The organism is Acuticoccus sediminis (assembly GCF_003258595.1).
GTDB lineage: Bacteria > Pseudomonadota > Alphaproteobacteria > Rhizobiales > Amorphaceae > Acuticoccus > Acuticoccus sediminis.
In genome coordinates this window covers 514,318-531,733 of sequence record NZ_QHHQ01000003.1, presented here as the reverse complement: position 1 = coordinate 531,733, position 17,416 = coordinate 514,318, and the positions used below count along the sequence as shown (strand labels likewise).

At 68.0% G+C, this 17,416-nt stretch carries 11 protein-coding genes, 1 tRNA gene and 1 pseudogene; 8 read left to right on the top strand and 5 right to left on the bottom strand.

All coding sequences use genetic code 11. The annotated features are described in order from the left end of the window. Positions 1-156: 156 nt before the first annotated feature. Positions 157-1,452, top strand: a complete 1,296-nt coding sequence (locus DLJ53_RS16760) for a cation:proton antiporter (RefSeq protein WP_162409277.1) — start codon at positions 157-159, stop codon at positions 1,450-1,452. Between the two features lie 75 nt (positions 1,453-1,527). Next, a complete protein-coding gene (locus DLJ53_RS16755) occupies positions 1,528-2,352 on the top strand; it encodes a coiled-coil domain-containing protein (protein WP_111347327.1) in 825 nt (274 codons plus the stop codon). 164 nt (positions 2,353-2,516) lie between these two features. On the opposite strand, the gene DLJ53_RS16750 is transcribed toward DLJ53_RS16755, so the two are convergent. Further along, positions 2,517-6,248, bottom strand: coding sequence for a vitamin B12-dependent ribonucleotide reductase (locus DLJ53_RS16750; RefSeq protein WP_111347326.1), 3,732 nt, complete (start codon positions 6,246-6,248; stop codon positions 2,517-2,519). A 648-nt stretch (positions 6,249-6,896) separates the two neighbouring features. Between DLJ53_RS16750 and DLJ53_RS16745 the strand changes: the two genes are divergently transcribed. Further along, on the top strand, positions 6,897-7,316 hold the full coding sequence (locus tag DLJ53_RS16745) for a DUF3830 family protein (protein WP_111347854.1): 420 nt from the start codon (positions 6,897-6,899) through the stop codon (positions 7,314-7,316). 36 nt (positions 7,317-7,352) lie between these two features. After that, positions 7,353-7,429, top strand: a tRNA-Pro gene (locus DLJ53_RS16740). Between the two features lie 291 nt (positions 7,430-7,720). Here DLJ53_RS16740 and DLJ53_RS34750 read toward each other — a convergent pair. Beyond that, complete coding sequence (locus tag DLJ53_RS34750) at positions 7,721-7,954, bottom strand: hypothetical protein (RefSeq protein ID WP_146619985.1); 234 nt, start codon at positions 7,952-7,954, stop codon at positions 7,721-7,723. Positions 7,955-8,799: 845 nt separating this feature from the next. Here DLJ53_RS34750 and DLJ53_RS36675 point away from each other — a divergent pair. Together DLJ53_RS36675 and DLJ53_RS16735 are read left to right on the top strand one after the other, a co-directional pair. Beyond that, positions 8,800-8,958, top strand: a pseudogene (locus DLJ53_RS36675) (hypothetical protein); the annotation flags it as partial. 126 nt (positions 8,959-9,084) lie between these two features. Beyond that, a complete protein-coding gene (locus DLJ53_RS16735) occupies positions 9,085-10,974 on the top strand; it encodes a glycosyltransferase (protein WP_146619983.1) in 1,890 nt (629 codons plus the stop codon). Positions 10,975-11,037: 63 nt separating this feature from the next. Here the strand turns inward: DLJ53_RS16735 and DLJ53_RS16730 are convergent, their stop codons facing one another. Next, the gene (locus tag DLJ53_RS16730; protein ID WP_162409275.1) at positions 11,038-11,964 is read right to left on the bottom strand and encodes a Hint domain-containing protein; all 927 of its coding nucleotides are present in this window, start codon (positions 11,962-11,964) and stop codon (positions 11,038-11,040) included. Positions 11,965-12,596: 632 nt separating this feature from the next. Next, positions 12,597-13,352, bottom strand: coding sequence for an SDR family oxidoreductase (locus DLJ53_RS16720; protein WP_111347319.1), 756 nt, complete (start codon positions 13,350-13,352; stop codon positions 12,597-12,599). 161 nt (positions 13,353-13,513) lie between these two features. Here DLJ53_RS16720 and DLJ53_RS16715 point away from each other — a divergent pair, with 161 nt between their 5' ends. Together DLJ53_RS16715 and DLJ53_RS16710 are read left to right on the top strand one after the other, a co-directional pair. Continuing rightward, positions 13,514-14,119 (top strand): TetR/AcrR family transcriptional regulator, encoded by a 606-nt coding sequence (locus tag DLJ53_RS16715; protein WP_111347317.1) that lies wholly within the window; start codon positions 13,514-13,516, stop codon positions 14,117-14,119. Positions 14,120-14,348: 229 nt separating this feature from the next. Then, on the top strand, positions 14,349-16,697 hold the full coding sequence (locus DLJ53_RS16710; RefSeq protein ID WP_111347316.1) for an arylsulfatase: 2,349 nt from the start codon (positions 14,349-14,351) through the stop codon (positions 16,695-16,697). A gap of 332 nt (positions 16,698-17,029) precedes the next feature. Here DLJ53_RS16710 and DLJ53_RS16705 read toward each other — a convergent pair whose 3' ends face one another. Further along, positions 17,030-17,356: a glycine zipper family protein gene (locus tag DLJ53_RS16705; RefSeq protein ID WP_146619982.1), complete on the bottom strand. Its 327-nt coding sequence runs from the start codon at positions 17,354-17,356 to the stop codon at positions 17,030-17,032. Positions 17,357-17,416: the final 60 nt, after the last annotated feature.

The window sequence follows — 17,416 nt, the reverse complement described above, 5'->3', positions numbered from 1 at the left end:
GGCACGGGACGATCGAGGGGCGGCTCCGGCCGCCCTTTTTCGTGGGCGTCTCCCGGGCGCCGGGCGGCTTGTCGGCCTTGTCCACCTGGCGGGCGGGCCGCTAGCGTAAGGGCGAACCTCGCCCGGCCGGTCCGGGCCAAGATGCGGACGCGGGTTTTGGAAATCCCCGACCTCCTGATCGTCGCCCTCGGGGTGTTCCTCTACGGCCTCTTCTCGCAATGGGGCGAGCGGGGGAGCCTGACGGGACCGATGGTGTTCACCGCCTTCGGCCTCGTCACCGGCGCGGCGATGCTCGACGTGGTGCGCCTCTCCGTCCAGGGCGGCTTCATGCACGGCCTGGCGGAGATCACGCTGGTCCTCGTCCTCTTCACGGACGCGGCGCGGATCGACGTCTCGCGCCTTGGCGCCCAGCACGACGTGCCGCTGCGGCTGCTGGGGATCGGCCTGCCGCTGACGATGGTGGCAGGCACCGCCGCCGCGATGGTGCTGTTTCCGGACCTCGGGATCTGGCCGGCGGCGATCCTCGGGGTGATCCTGTCACCGACGGATGCGGCGCTCGGGCAGGCGGTGGTCAGCAACCCCGTCATCCCCGTGCGCGTGCGCCAGGCGCTCAATGTCGAGAGCGGACTGAACGACGGGCTCGCCTTCCCGATCCTCCTCATCGTCCTGTCGCTCGCCGCCGAGGAGGAGGCGACGCGCGGTGTGGCCTCGTGGGCATTCTTCGTGGCCGCTCAGATCGCCCTCGGGCCGCTCGCGGGCGTGGTGATCGGCGCCGTCGGCTCGGCATGCGTGGAGTGGGCGGTGCGGCGCGGCGACATGAACCGCGTCTTCGTGCAGATCTCCGTGCTCTGTCTCGCGGTGCTCGCGTTCGGGACGGCCGAGGTGATCGGCGGCAACGGCTTCATCGCCGCGTTCGTCGCCGGCATGGTGGTCGGTACGCGCTCGCGCACGCTGCTCGACGCGGTGGAGGACTTCGGCGAGACGGAGGGTCAGCTCCTCAACCTCGTGGTCTTCCTCATTTTCGGCGCGGTCCTGCTGCCGACGGCGCTCGGCCATCTCACCGCCGCGCACGTCCTCTACGCCGCGCTGTCGCTGACCGTGATCCGGATGGTGCCGGTGGCGATCAGCCTCATCGGGACGAGGCTGGTGCCCGTCACGGTGCTCTTCATCGGGTGGTTCGGGCCGCGCGGCCTCGCGTCGATCCTCTATGTGCTGATCATCAGCGAGGGGTATCCGGCGCTGCCGGGACTGGGCGATATCGTCACGGTGGCCTACCTCACGGTGCTCATGAGCATCCTCGCCCACGGTGTCAGCGCCTCGCCGCTGGCGCGCCGGTACGGGCGGCGGATCGGCGCCATGGAGGGCGCGGACGCCGAACAGGTGACGGTCGCGCCGTTTCCGACGCGGCTGCGCCACCGGGAACGGCGGGGGGACGGCGAACCCATTGCATGAACGTCAGCTAAAGGGACCATTCGAACGCCATTCAGTCGCACCCGTTGATAGTGGGAGCCACAAACGGGGAGAAACATGATGCGCCGATGGACCTATGCAGCAGTTGCCGCGCTGATCGCCATGCCGATCACCGCCGCCCAGGCCGATACGCGGAACTGGTCAGGGGCCGAGGCGCGGCCGATCCAGATCGCCCAGAACGGCGGTCCATCCTGGGGCGGCCGGTGGCAGGAGATGGAGCGTGAGCTCGACCGGCTGAAGCGGCAGAACGAGCAGCTTCGCGCCGAGCGTCAGGCGCAGGCGACCGAGATCCGCCGCCTCGAAGCGCGGCTGGACAACCGTCCCGGCCGGCCCGAGGTGCGCGACCGGTTCCGCACCCAGCGCGAGCATATCGAGCGCCTCGAGGCCGCGTTGTCGGCGGCGGAGGCCGAGCGCGGGCGTGCGCTTCATCAGGCCGACGCGGACCGTCAGGCGGCGGAGCGTCTGCGTGACCGCGTCGGTGTCCTGCAGCAGGAGGCGAAGACGCTGCGCGATCGCAGCGATGGTCTCGCCGCGACCCTGGCGGAGCGCACCGCCGAGCGGGACGATGCACGAAACCTGGCGCGGGAGCGGGCCGATCAGCTCCATGAGCTGCAGAGCCGCATCTCCGCCCGCAACGATCGGGTCGGCACGCTGGAGGGCATGCTCGCCGAAACGCGCGAGACGCTGACCCAGCGGGAATCCGAGATCGCGCGGTTCGAGGCGATCATGCAGCGGATCCGCGACCGCCGCGAGGACGGTGGCCCGATGCGCGACCGCGTGGAGCGGCTGCAGGCGCGGCTCGATGCGCGGGAGCGCGATATCGAGGCGTTACAGGCGGCCCTGGCGCGGACCGAGCGCCGCCCGGTCTTCCCCGAGCGCTGATCGCGGGCGCTCGACCCGTGGAGCCGGCCCGGTCAGGCGGATCGGGTTGGCTCCGGAGGGGCCGGCAATGAAAATGCCCGGCGGCCGAGGAGGCCGCCGGGCATTTTTGCGTTCGCGGAAGGTGCGGACCTTTGAAGGGTCCGCCGGGGATTGCCGGTTCCGGCTCAGCTGCAGCCCGAGGTGGAGCCGCAGGTGTCGCACTTCAGGCAGGTGCCGTTGCGCACCAGGGTGAAGTTCCCGCACTCGCCGCACGGATCGCCCTCGAAGCCCTTGAGGCGGGCGATCATCGCCTGCTCGCTGCTGGACGGGGCCGCCGGCCTGGCCGGGGCGACGGCCGTCTCGGCAGGCTCCGAACCGAGAAGCGCGGCCACCTCGGCGCGGATCTCGTCGATGGGCGAGCGCTCGCTCTCGGAGGCGGGGCTCTCCACCGGGGACAGGGCCGTCGCCGCCTGCGCGCCGCCACGGTGCGAGGCGCGGTGCAGGGCGTGGGCGATCACGTCCACCGCCTTCGCCTCCGGCGCGTCGGCGCGGATGAGGCGGAACTGCTGACCGCGCACCAGGCCGCGGCTCACCATCTGCTGCGGCTTGTCGCCCGCGACGCCGTTGCCGAGGGCGGTCGCACCGCCGATGTCCTCGGGCGTGACGTGCGCCAGGTCATTGCGGCCGAGGTAGGAGATGGCCAGCTCGCGGAAGATGTAGTCGAGGATCGAGGTGGCGTTCTTGATCGCCTCGTTGCCCTGGACGAAGCCCGCGGGCTCGAACCGGGTGAAGGTGAAGGCGTCGACGAACTCCTCGAGCGGCACGCCGTACTGGAGGCCGAGCGAGATGGCGATGGCGAAGTTGTTCATCATCGCACGGAAGGCGGCGCCTTCCTTGTGCATGTCGATGAAGATCTCGCCGAGGCGCCCGTCGTCGAACTCGCCGGTGCGCAGGTACACCTTGTGGCCGCCGATGATGGCCTTCTGGGTGTAGCCCTTGCGTCGGTCGGGCATCGACTCGCGCTTGCGGGTGATCACCTCGCGCTCGATGACGCGCTCCACCAGCTTCTCGGCGACCTTCGTGGCGCGGACCGCGACCGGCGCCTCGAGGATCTCCTCGATCTCGTCCTCGTCGTCCGAGATGAGCTGCGCGGACAGCGGCTGGGAGAGCTTCGAGCCGTCACGGTAGAGAGCGTTCGCCTTGATGGCGAGTTGCCAGGACAGCTCGTACGCCGCCATGCAGTCCGACACCGAGGCGTCGTTCGGCATGTTGATCGTCTTGGAGATGGCGCCCGAGATGAACGGCTGGGCGGCCGCCATCATGCGGATGTGGCTCTCCACCGACAGGTAGCGCTTGCCGAGACGGCCGCAGGGGTTGGCGCAGTCGAACACCGGCAGGTGCTGGTCCTTGAGGTACGGCGCGCCTTCCAGCGTCATCGCGCCGGCGACGTAGATGTTCGCCGCGTCGATCTCCTTCTTCGACCAGCCGAGGGCGGCCAGCGCGTCGAAGGACGGGTCGTCGATGTCGGCGTCGTTGCCGAGCACCTCGCGCAGGACCTTCTCGCCGATGGTCCACTTGTTGAAGGCGAATCGGATGTCGAAGGCGGACTTCAGCGAGTCCTCGACGGCCGCGATCGCCTCGGCCGGGAAGCCGCGCTCGGCGAGCGTCTCCGGGTTGATGTGCGGGGCGCCGGAAAGCGTGCCGTGGCCGACCGCATAGGCGACGATCTCGTCACGCTGCTCCTTGTTGTAGCCGAGCACCTCGAGCGCCTGCGGCACGGCGCGGTTGATGATCTTGAAGTAGCCGCCGCCGGCGAGCTTCTTGAACTTCACCAGCGCGAAGTCGGGCTCGATCCCGGTGGTGTCGCAGTCCATCACGAGGCCGATCGTGCCGGTGGGCGCGATGACGGTCGCCTGGGCGTTGCGGTAGCCGTACTTCTGGCCGAGGCCGAGGGCGCGGTCCCAGGCGGCCTCGGCGCGCTCCACGAGGGCGCCGTCCGGGCATGCGGCCTTGTCGAGCGGCACCGGGCGGGTGGCGAGCTTCTCGTAGCCGCCGACCTCGCCGTGCGCGGCGCGGCGATGGTTGCGGATGACGCGCAGCATCGCGTCCTGGTTCGCCGCGTACTTCGGGAACGGCCCGAGGTCGCGCGCCATCTCCGCCGAGGTCGCGTAGGCGACGCCCGTCATGATGGCGGTGATGGCACCGCAGATCGCGCGGCCCTTGGAGGAGTCGTAGGGAATGCCCGACACCATCAGCAGGCCGCCGATGTTGGCAAAACCCAGGCCCAGCGTGCGGTAGTCGTAGGAGCGCTGCGCGATCTCGGCGGACGGGAACTGTGCCATCGTCACCGAGATTTCCAGCACCATGGTCCACAGCTTCACCGCGTGCTCGAAGAGCTCGGTGTCGAAGGCGCCGTCGTCCGCCTTGAACTGCAGCAGGTTGATGGAGGCGAGATTGCAGGCCGTGTCGTCGAGGAACATGTACTCCGAGCACGGGTTCGACGCACGGATCTCACCGCCGGCCGGGCACGTGTGCCAGTCGTTGATGGTCGTGTGGAACTGGATGCCGGGGTCGGCCGAGGCCCACGCCGCGTAGCCGATCTTCTCCCACAACTCGCGCGCCGGCAGCGTCTTGGCGACCTTGCCGTTGGTGCGCCAGGTGAGGTCCCAGTCGCGGTCCGACTTCACCGCGTGCAGGAAGTCGTCCGTGACGCGCACGGAGTTGTTGGAGTTCTGGCCGGAAACGGTGAGGTAGGCCTCCGAGTCCCAGTCGGTGTCGAAGGTCGGGAACTCGATCTTCGTGTAGCCCTGCCTGGCGAACTGGATGACGCGGCGGATGTAGTTCTCCGGCACCATCGCGGCCTTGGCGGCGCGGATCTCGCGCTTCAGGGCCGGGTTCTTCTCCGGCGCGAAGCAATCGTCACCGGAGCCCTCGCAGTTGACGCACGCCTTCATGACGGCGGTCAGGTGCTTCTTGACGATCTTCGACCCGGTGACGAGCGCGGCGACCTTCTGCTCCTCGTTCACCTTCCACTCGACGTAGGCCTCGATGTCCGGGTGGTCGACGTCGACGACGCACATCTTCGCCGCCCGGCGCGTGGTGCCGCCGGACTTGATGGCCCCCGCCGCACGGTCGCCGATCTTGAGGAAGCTCATGAGGCCGGAGGACTTGCCGCCGCCGGCCAGCTTCTCGCCCTCGCCGCGGATGGAGGAGAAGTTCGAGCCCGTGCCGGAGCCGTACTTGAAGAGCCGCGCCTCACGCACCCAAAGGTCCATGATGCCGCCCTCGTTGACGAGGTCGTCGGCCACGGACTGGATGAAGCAGGCGTGCGGCTGCGGGTGCTCGTAGGCCGAGTTCGAACGGACCAGCGTCTCGGTCGCCGGGTCGACGTAGAAGTGGCCCTGCGAGGGGCCGTCGATGCCGTAGGCCCAGTGCAGGCCCGTGTTGAACCACTGCGGCGAGTTCGGCGCCACCTTCTGGGTGGCCAGCATGTAGCGGATCTCGTCGTAGAAGGCGCGGGCGTCGCCCTCGGTGTCGAAGTACTTGTACTTCCAGCCCCAGTAGGTCCAGGCACCGGCGAGGCGGTCGAAGACCGCGCGCGAGTCCGTCTCGCCGACGGTCTGCTCGTCGTTCGCGAGGCCGGCGAGGGCGGTCTCGTCGGGCACCCTGCGGCTCAGCCACTCGGGCACGCCGTCCTCGGTCATCGGGGCGAGCCTGGCGGGCACGCCGGCCTTGCGGAAATATTTCTGCGCGATGATGTCCGTCGCCACCTGGGACCAGGAGGCGGGCACCATCACGTTGTCGAGGCGGAAGACAGTCGAGCCGTCCGGATTGCGGATTTCCGAGACCGCGGTCCTGAACTCGATACCGTCGTAAGGGGACTTTCCGTCCGTCGTGTAGCGTCGATCAATCCGCATCGTTCGTCCTTCACCAAACTGGGCCCGCTGTCGGGCTTGGAAGGTGCTCCGGAGGGTGGAACGGAGGCTAGAGGCGGCGGCGTCCTCACCTGTGGACGAACGCGGTTATCCCCGGCTTCCAGAACCATCCCCACACACCACATATGGTGTGCGAGCCCCTGACTGACAACTAAATGGCGGGTGACTCCTTGCTGAAAAGTAAATTAGCACCAGCGGAACAGGCCGTAAACAAAGGTGCAGTCGCCGGGGGCTTTGCGGCCCCTGTGGATGGGGCGTGCCGATGGCGCTGTGGAGGGCGGCGAGACATCCCCGGAGGGCCGGAAGGTGCCGCGGCGCGCCCTCTTAAGGTCGGCAAAAATGCGTCCCGATGCACACCCGTTCCGAACTCTTCTGCGAGTTATCAACAAACGAGCGCTTCGCCGCTTGCCTCGGCCCGCAGGAACGGGGGTGGACCGCGATTCGACACGCCTCGAAGGCTCGGCCCGCTCCGCCAGCCATCAACAGGTCCGCCGCGAGGGCGCTATGGCCATTGACCTTTTCGACGGATTGAATGCGGGGTGCGTCGGGACGGGCGCCGGCGGGGCGCCCGGTGACGCGGAGAGGCCGGCGGCGCGTCCGGCGCCGGCGCACGAGGCATGCGAGGTCGAGATGACGAAGGTGAAGGTCGAGGCGGGTCCGTTCGTGTTCGACGCGGTTCTGGAGGAGGCGAAGGCCCCCCGGACGTGCGCGGCCATCAAGGCGGCGCTGCCGTTCGAGAGCCACTTCGTGCACGTGCGCTGGAGCGGCGAGGGAGTGTGGGTGCCGCTCGGCGAGCGGGACTTCGGCGTGACCTACGAGAACCACACGAGCTACCCGGCGCCCGGCCAGATGATCCTGTACCCGGGCGGAATCTCGGAGACGGAGATCCTCCTCGCGTACGGCGGCGTCCATTTTGCTTCAAAAATGGGACAATTGGCCGGCAACCATTTCCTTACGATCACTTCTCAGCTAGAGAAGCTCCACGAGCTCGGAACACAGTGCCTCTGGCACGGTGCACAAGCGTTGAAAATAACGCTCGCCGAGGCTTGAGCTGAACGCCAATCACCGCTATGTGGCGTTGGCTTACGGAGTGTAGCGCAGCCTGGTAGCGCACCTCGTTCGGGACGAGGGGGTCGCAGGTTCAAATCCTGCCACTCCGACCAGCATTCTCCATGACATAGCTGGCGGAATACGACACCGGGGTACGGCTTCGGGGACGGTTTCAGCCTGCGCGGGCCCTGCGCCCGAGTGCGTGGCGGACCGGCTCCTGCAATTCGCCGTGGCGATGTCGGCAGATGGTTTCCAGCGTTTCCTCGGTCATCACGGGGAACCGGCAGCGTCCGACGCCGCCGCGCGTCTGCTCCTTCATTGGCGCGGCGCGTAGGCTCCCATGTGTCGAGCGGGCGCCTTCAATTGGCCGCCGGGGATGTCGGACGCAGGCGCTCAGCCGTTGCCTATCCGAACACCCACAGGGCGCCGGCGATCAGGACCGCCCACATCGCGGTTCCTGCTGCAAACAGGCTCAGGTACCTCACCCACGTCCGGAACACGCCGGGCTTGGCCATACCGACGTGCATCGTGTCCGCGACCGCGGGAGGGCCGTCCGCCATCAGGCCACGCTCTCCGAGGCTATCGTCGTCGGCGCGGCGCAGCGGTGTGTCTGCCGGGAGCAGGGTATTTCGATTCACGGATTGCTCCTCAGGTCAGCGTTGCCGATCGACGTTCGTTCGCGCCGTCATCATGTCATCCAACCGCCAGCGTCACCCATCCCCATAACGTCTTACGTATTATAGGGGCGGATACCCTACTTTCGAAAACCCAATCCTCTCACTGCGACTTTGATCGCCGCCTGATCGAGCGCTCGACACTCTCTCAACCATTAGCGTTCCAACAATCTCCGCGATTGCCCCATCCCGTTCTCGATCGCGGCAAACGAGGCGTCGATGCCGCTCCGGGCGGGCGTGAACAGGCCCGGCCGATGCCCGAACAAGCCCGGTGGGGGCCTGATGCCGGTCGAGGCGGTGGGGCCATTTTGCCGCCATGACGCATCGGCCGTCGCACCCGGCCGGCGCAACGGGAGTTCGGGTCCGGACTTTTCGAACGCGCTCAGTCCGTCAGCATGTCGGCAAGTCTATGCCGGGCGCCACTGTTCACGCTGAACCGCTCGAACCTGAAAAAGGCGGCATCGCGTCAGGCTCGATCGGGCGGCAAGGCGGGGCGCGATCAGTAGGCCATTGCAACTTGCGAGTATTGCAGTCGTTTTACTTATACTATGATGTTGAAACTTGGGGGCTGAATTCTCGAGTGTGATGCGGTGATGTCGAATGACGAGGTCTGACCTCGACATCGCGAGAGCGCGGATGGAGGCCGACCCGCAAGATCTTGCTGCTCGGATCGAATTCGTGCGGCTGCTGAAGCCGGACGACCTCGCCGGCGCCAAGGCCGCCATCCGCGAGGCGCCGGTCGCGCTGGACCGGAACTATTCGTTCCAGGCCTTCGCGCCCGGTTCTGGCTGGAGCAGCATGATCTCGCCATGGCTGCGGAGGCCCTGGCGCGGATGGAGGCAATCGACCCGGCGCGGCCGGAGACGTGGCGTATCCGGGCGCATATCGCCGAACTCGACGGGCGGTTCGGCGATGCGGCGGCCCTCTATACGCACGTCGTGTCGAGCCATCCGGAACCGGTCATGGTCCGCCGGTGCCTCGCCTTGTGCCTGTATCGCGATGGTCGGCCGGACGACGCGGTGCGGACCCTCCTCGCCGATCCGGTCCATCTCGCACGCTACGCCTACCCGCTGAGCCTCTCGCTCCGAGCGTTGGTGAACGACGGGCCGCATGATGCCGTCCATGCCGCGCTCGACCAGCTCGGCGCGCAGGACGTCCTGCCCGGACTGCGGGGCGAGATCCGCAAGGCGCTCGCAGCGCGTGTCCCGGCCGAAACCGACGGGGCGCGGCTCGCCGACACGCGTGAGGCCGCCGACCTGGTGGCGAGAGGGGACTGGCCGGGCGCACGGAGGGCCTGCCAGCGGCTTCATGAGGCGGATCCGTCCGATCCGGACACGATTGGCGCGCTCGCCAGGTGCGAGGTTCGCCTCGCTGTACCCGGTGCCGCCGCGACGGGCATTGCACGCCTCCGGACGTTGCCGGCGACCGCTCCGTGCCTCAAGCAGCTCTATGTGCTTCAGGTCATGGCGGGGCTGGCCGCGGAGGCGCTCGAGACCGCCGAGGCCCTGCTCGAGCGGGTGCCGGACAGCCCCTATGCCGTGCTTCGCAGGTCGAGAGCACTCTTCGACGTGGGGCGGCTCGACGACGCACGAGCGGCGCTCGCCACGCTGGGGCCGCCAAGGTCGGCGGCGGCCGACATCCGCCTCGCCACGGCAACCGCCTGGTGGGATCTCGGCGAGTTCGAAGCGGCGATCGGAGTTCTCGGTCCGCCGGACGGCTCGGCGACCCGGCCGGCCGCGCACAATCTGGCGCTGGTCCGGTTCCTGGTGGCGACGGGGCGGTTCGCGGCGGCCAGGACGGTCATCGGCCATTGGACCGGGGGCGGCGCCGCTGGTCCAGCCGCGCGGCATGAAGCCTCGGCCCTGCTCGATCTAGCCGGCTTCGACCTCGCCGGCGCGCTGGGGCACTGCCGTCTGGGTCTGGCGGCGGCGCCGGACAGCCCGTCCATCCGCGACCTTGAGCAGCGATGTCTGACCGGACTGTGCCGTCCGGAGGAGGCGCGGGAGAGCCTGATCCGGTCCGCCGATCCGTCACAGGATCCCGAGGCGACGTCGCATGTGCCCCAGCGGGCGCTCTTCTCCTTCGTCGGAGGGCTGGTCAACGACATGATGATCGGCCGCGCCGAATGCGCGCGGGCGGCCGACGCGCTGTCCAGCCGTCCCGCAGATGCGGTCGAAGCGCTGACTGAAATCGTTCGGGAGACCGGCGGGGCGACCGGCATCGCCATCGCCATGCTGACGGCTCTGCGGCGCGACGGGCGATTCCGCGACGCCATACCGTCATCGGCATCGGACTGGTCCCCCCGCATTCCGAAGGTCGTCCACCAATACTGGGGGGAGGCGGTCCTGCCGGGCGATGTCGAAGCGTTCACGGCCCGTCTGTCGGATTTGCACCCCGATTGCGACCATCGCCTCTGGAGGCGGCGGGAGGTCAAGGCGCTGCTACGCGAGACGTTCGATCCCGTTGTCGGTCGCGCCTTCGCCGCGGCGCGCAGTCCGTCTGTGCGCACGGATCTCGTGCGGCTGGCGCTGCTGGCGCAATTCGGTGGGGTCTTCGTCGACGTCGACTGCTGGGGGCGCGGGTCAATGGCGCCGCTCGTTCACGGCACCTCGTCCTTCGTTGCCTTTCAGGACGAGTCCGGGGCGGTCGGCAACGCGTTCATCGCGTGCGCGCCGGACCATCCGATCATCCGGCAGTGCCTCGACGAGGCGGCCGCAGAGATCTGCACGGGGAGCGCCGAGTTCCCGTGGCTCCTGATCGGCCCGGGCCGTCTGGCACGCACCGTCGCGCAGCATCTCGCCCGGCAGCCGGCGTCGTCGTGCAGCGTCGAGACGCGGATCTGGGCGAGGCACTGCGTCATGCGGCACCTTGCGATCGGCCGGCCGATGGCTCACGCGCGGGCGCCACATTTTCCCGAGCTGCAACGGCTCCTGAGCAGTCGCGCCAGACGCGACGGCGACTACCGGATGCAGGCGGCGGAGTAGGACGGACGGCGCGATGGCGGCAAGGGCGTCCGCCATCGCATTGTGGTGGAGGAAGCCGAGCGCCTACGCCGCGGCGTCGGCAGGAGCCGCAAGGGCGAGGGCGCGCTGGTCGAGCCGGTCCCTCAGCCGGGCCGGGAGTCGCTGCCGGCTGAGGACCCGGGGCGCGGCCAGCATCTGCATGCCTTCGGTCTCCCCGAACCGCTCGACGTATTCGCAATAGTTGTCGAAGGTCCGGCGCGTGGCGTTGTCGAGGAAGGTTTCGGCAGGGACGCCGTTGGCGATGATCAGCTGATGGTCCTCGACCTCGATGTGGTAGACGACGTAGCGTTCGCCGAGCTCGGCTTTCGGGATCGGATGGATCGTCGTGCCGTTCACCAGCGCGCCGGCGTTGCACAGCAGCCCGTCCAGCATCAGGCCATGGTCGGGCGTGAGGTCGAGGTCCGTGTGGGGCACGCAGCGGTCCAGCGCACCGGCTCGCACACGCACGGGGAGCATACGCTCCGCAGGGCCGAGGGTCATCTGAACCGTCTGCCGGCCGATCCATCGAATGGGGATCGGCGGCCCCTGATGACTGTTGATCACGTCGCCGATCTGCAGCGTTTCGATCCTGACATCACCGTCGGGCGTCGCGATCAGCGTGCCCGGGAGGAAGCAGACCGGGATTGGATCTGTATCGTTGACGTCGTCCGTTGAGATGTTGTTGGGGAGTTCGCTTTCGGTCGTTGTGGCGTCGAGCGTACTGTAGATGATTCCCACGTTTTCCCCGGTTGCAACAATCAGGTAAACATTCGAATCGCCGTCTGTATAGGATCCGTAGTAGGTTCCGACGCTGGTCTCGCCGACGAACAACTCTTCGCCGATATCGAATTCGGTATCCCCGGTGTTATCGGTCAGAGTCCCGGGTTCGTCGACACCATCACCAGAGGTGTAATTGATGCTGTTTCCAGCTTCGGAATACAGGATATACGACTGATAGGCCCAATCTGCCACTGTGCTCTCCGTTGCGGTAATGCCCTGGACGCAAAACAGCTGCGGGCGCATCTAGCGAGATTATTTCATTAACTGTACTAGGTCGTTCATATATATTTATTGTGTCTGAATAGTGTCCAAGCTTCGTTGTTATTGTTGGGGCGCGATTTGCCAAGAAGCAATTCCGCGATGGCATTCAAGCGTTGATTGTCGGCTTATCAAGGGGCATGCCGTGTTCAATGTTTTGGGGCTCACGTTTGACTGACGTGGCTGATCTGTTTGACTCAGCGTGCCGAGAATTCGAAACCGCTCGGAGGAGTCCTGACTGGTCCCTCGCCGGGACGAGAGGTCGAAACAATCGACTGCGGATGATGCCGGCGGTCTGCGGAGGTCTCGGGTGGAGCCCCCCCGGGACGCGCCCGCGCCCGCCACCGTCGACCCGAGCCTGACGTCCATGGGGAGCATGCCGAGCCTTCCATCGACGCTTTCGGCGTGGCCACGGAGGTCACGCCGAAGCTCATTTCGCCGGCCGGTCCGGGTGCACTTTGGACTGGAGTGGACGGAGGCGGGTCATGCCGTTCCCATGGCTCGGCGACCCCGCCACGATCGCCGGTGCCGTGCTCATCCGTCGGCGTCGACCGGGTTGGGGTCGCTCAGATCTGGAACCCGCCGGCCACGTCGAGAACGCCGCCGGTGATGTAGTCGGCGGTGGGACCTGCGAGGAAGCACACCGCCGCCGCGACCTCGTCGAGCGTGGCGATGCGGCGGATCGCGTGGAGGTCCATGACCGCCTCGGGGAGGTTATCGGCGACGGCCGCCGCCATGTCGGTCGGCATGATGCCGGGCTGCACGACGTTCACCGTGATGTTGCGGGGGCCGAGATCCCGCGCGACGCCCTTCGCGTAGCCGACGATCGCCGCCTTGGTGCCGGCGTAGTCCGCGACCCCGGGGAAGGGGATCCGGCTGCCCAATCCCGATCCGACGAAGACGATGCGTCCGCCGTCCGAGAGCGCCCGGGCCGCCGCGCGTGTGGTCGCGACGGCCCCGAGCACGTTGATGCGCCACTGCCGGTCGAGCTCCTCGTCGCGGAGGGCCGGATCGTCGACGGTCTGGCCCTGGACGGCGATCGCTGCGTTGTTGACGAGAATGTCCAGCCTGCCGAAGTGCGAGACGACGGCATCGACGAGGGGCCGGGCCGCCGACGGGTCGGCCTGGTCGCTCCGGATCGCGATGGCACGCACGCCCGTCTCCTCCAGCGTCCGCACGACGGCTTCCGCCTTGTCGGCCGAGGCGACGTAGCTGATCGCGATATCCGCGCCCCGTGCGGCCAGCGCGGCGGCCGTCGTGGCGCCGAGACCCCGGGATCCGCCCGTGACCAGCGCCACCTTGCCCTTGAATTCCATCGACATCGAGAACCCTTTCTGTCCGCGATCCGGTGCCGCCGCCGTCCTGGGACGAAGCGTCACTGATGTTTCGTAACGAGTGTTACAGTAATGATCGGTATGAAAAGTGGACAGGCCATGTCAAGCGGTTTAGTAACGACCGGTATGGAAAACGGCCGGGGTGGCTGATGGGGCGCCATCGCGAGTTTGACGTGGAGAAGGCGCTGGACGCCGTGCTGTGTGTCTTCTGGCGCAAGGGCTACGAGGGCGCGTCCTACGCCGACCTGACGGCCGCGGCCGGTGTCGAGCGGCCGGCTCTCTACTCGGCCTTCGGCAACAAGGAAGCGCTCTTCCGCCGGGCCCTTGAGCGCTACGAGGAGCGGTACCTGGGCTACATCCCCGAAGCGCTTGAGCGCCCCACGGCCCGCGAGGTTGCGGCGCACATCCTGTACAGCGCCGTCGACCTCAACACACGCTATCCGGACCATACCGGGTGCCTCGCCATCAACGGGGCGCTGGCGGCCTCCGACGGTGCGGAGCCGGTGCGCCGGGCGCTGATCGATGCGCGTGCGGACGGGGAGGCGCGGATCCGTGACCGCTTCGAGCGCGCGAAGGCGGAGGGCGATCTGCCGGAGACGGCCAGTCCCGAAGCCCTCGCGGCCTTCGTCATGGCGGTCCTCCACGGGATGGCGGTGCAGGCCAAGGCCGGCTTCAGCCGCGCGAAGCTCGAGGCGGTCGTCGGGCAGGCCCTCTCCACATGGCCCACGGGCCGGTCCGACACCGCTCGGGGGTAGTCGCGACGCGACCGGGAGGCGTATGGCCCGGCGCGCGGGAAATTCCGTACCACGCCGGTATTCGCCCACGGCGCGCAGGCAACGCAAATCTCTCCGAGGCGAGAATTCCTCGAAAGCGCCCGGAAAATGCGCGGATCTCTTGCGCCGGAGGTCCAGCCTCCCGTGTTACACTGAGGAAAATAGGTTGCGGAGGCGCATGGAGCCTCCGCAAGACAGCCGGGGGGAATCGATGCGGTATGTTCGTCACCTGACGATGGTCGCGCTGACCTTCGCGACCGTCGCGCCGGCCTCCGCACAGACGGCGGTCGAGCCCGACAGGACCGTCCTGCCGATGCCGTTTCCACCATTCGAGGGCGTGATCGGCCGAACCTACAAGGAGTCGGTCGAGGACTGGCCCAAGCTGCCGACGCCGCCGGACGGCGCACCGAACGTGGTCGTGATCCTCCTCGACGATGTCGGCTACGGGCAGACGTCGACCTTCGGCGGCCCGGTGCCGACGCCGGCCCTCGACGCGCTCGCCGACGAGGGACTGCGGTTCACCCGCTTCCACACCACGGCCATTTGCGGCCCGTCGCGCGCCGCGCTGATCACCGGGCGGAACCACCACAACGCAGGCTCGGGCTTCCTCGCGGAGTGGGCGACGGGCTTCCCGAGCTACGACAACATGATCCCGCGCAGCACGGCGACGATGGGGGCTATCCTCAAGTACAACGGCTACGCCACCTCCTGGTTCGGCAAGAACCACAACACCCCAGATTGGGAAAGCAGCGTCGCCGGCCCCTTCGACCGGTGGCCGACCGGGATGGGGTTCGATTATTTCTATGGCTTCATCGGCGGCGAGACGCACCAGTACTACCCGGTCCTGTTCGAAAACACGTCGCCGGTGGAGCCCGGCCAGAGCCCGGCCGAGGGGTATCACTTCATGACCGACATGACGGACAAGGCCATCGACTGGATGCGCTACACCAAGTCCGTCGCGCCGCAGAAGCCGTTCCTGATGTACTTCGCGCCGGGCGCCGCCCACGCGCCGCATCAGCCGCCGAAGGAATGGCGCGACCGCTTCGCGGGCACCTTCGACGACGGGTGGGACGCGATCCGCGAGCACACCTTCGCGCGGCAGAAGGAGATCGGCGTCATCCCGGCCGACGCCGAGCTGACGGCCCGGCCCGAGTGGGCGCGCAACTGGGCGAGCCTCGATGACCAGCAGCGCCACGTCTACTCCAAGCTGATGGAGAATTTCGCCGGCTACCTCGCCTTCACCGACCACGAGATCGGCCGGCTGCTCGACGCGATCCGCGCGCTTCCCGACGCCGAGAACACGATGGTGATCTATATCGTCGGCGACAACGGGGCGAGCTCCGAAGGAGGCTTCGACGGCACCATCAACGAGGTGAAGAGCCTCAGCGGGTTCCCCACTGACCTCGACGAGGTGGAGGCGCGGCTTGACGATCTGGGCGGACCCGACACCGAGCCGCACTATCCGGTCGAGTGGGCCTGGGCCGGCAACGCGCCGTTCCAGTGGGTCAAGCAGGTCGCCTCGCACCTCGGCGGAGCGCGCAATCCGATGGTGATCACCTGGCCGGCACGCATCCACGAGAAGGGCGGTGTGCGGACCCAGTTCACCCACCTCATCGACGTCCTGCCGACGATCCTCGAGGCGGCGAACATCCCCGCGCCGACCACCGTCGACGGGATCGCGCAGAAGCCGATGGACGGCACGTCCTTCCTCGGCGTCTTCGACGACTCCGCAGCGCCGGAGGTCCGCACGCGGCAATATTTCGAGGTGTTCTCCAACCGCTCGATCTACGCCGACGGGTGGAAGGCGAACGCACAGCATACCCTGCCGTGGCGGCAGGATCTCGCGCCCGGCAACTGGGAGAACGACCGCTGGGAGCTCTACCACCTGTCCGAGGACTATTCGGAGGCCCGCGACCTCGCATCCGAGATGCCGGACAAGCTCGCCGCAATGAAGGCGATCTTCGACGATGAGGCGGAGAAGAACCACGTCTACCCGCTGGACGACCGCGGCACCGGGCGTCTCGCCGTTCCGAAGCCGACCCCTTCGGACCCCGCGCGCAGGCACTTCGTGTTCTACCCGGGCGCGACGCGCCTGCCTGAGACGGCGGCACCGAACACCAAGAACAAGTCCCATACGATCTCGGCGCGGATCGAGATGCCGGAGAGCGGCGGCGAGGGCGTGATCCTGGCCGCGGGCGGCAGCTCGGCGGGGTTCGCGCTCTACGTGAAGGACGGCAGGCTCGTCTATCACTACAACTGGTTCGACGAGTACCGGCCGCAGGTCGTGTCCTCGAAGCCGCTGCCGGCCGGCCCGTCCGACGTGCGGATGGAGTTCGTCTACGCCGGCGCTGAGGGAGAATTGGGGAAGGGAGGCACCGCGACGCTCTTCATCGACGACGAGCCCGTCGGGTCGGTCGAGATCGACCGCACGGTGGCTGCCCGCTTCGGCATTGACACGTTCGGCGTCGGCGAGGACAGCGGTGCGCCGGTGTCCACCGAGTACCTGCCGCCCTACCGTTTCACGGGCAAGATCGACGAGGTCGTCGTCGACCTCGAGTGAGGGCGGTGCCCATCGGCGGCCCGCCGCCAGAGTTGGCGAGCCGCCGCCCGCCGGGCACGGTGATGTTGACCGTCTCGGGACCGGCGGACAGATCGACCGTTCGAATGTGCGGCTTCACCGACCTCGGCCTGCCGGTAACCCGAAAGGCCCGGGCGCATTCGCCGTCTCGGCGCCGCCTCCGGCGCGGGAGGATGCCCCGCCGAGCCGCATCCGCCGGCTGAGGGAGCGGGGCACTGTCTCCTGTCGCGGTCGTCCTGGCGCCGTGGCGCGCGCACGACAAAGGGACCGGCGGCCCGTTGGGGCTGCCGGTCTCGTGTGTGCGGGGAAGGCCGTCAGTTGTTCTTCTTGATGGCGCCCGCGGTCGCGCCGACTGCGGCGCCCGTTCCGGCACCGACGCCGGTGACGGCGCCGATCGCCGCGCCCTTTACCGCGCCCTTCGCGGCGCTGCTCTCGGCGTCCTCGTTCTTCGTGCCGCCGACGACCGCGCCGACAGCCGCGCCCTTGCCGGCGCCGACGCCCGTGACGGCGCCGATCGCGGCGCCTGTGGCCGCGCCCTTCACCGCCTTGCCGTCCTCGGCAACCGAGGGCGTGGCCAGGGTTGCGGCAAGACAAACCGAGGCAGCGAAAGCCGCCACATGCAATGACGTGATCACCTTCATCGAACTGTTTCCTCCGTTGGACTGTCCGTTATTGAGCCTTCGGGTGCGGATCCGCCCCGA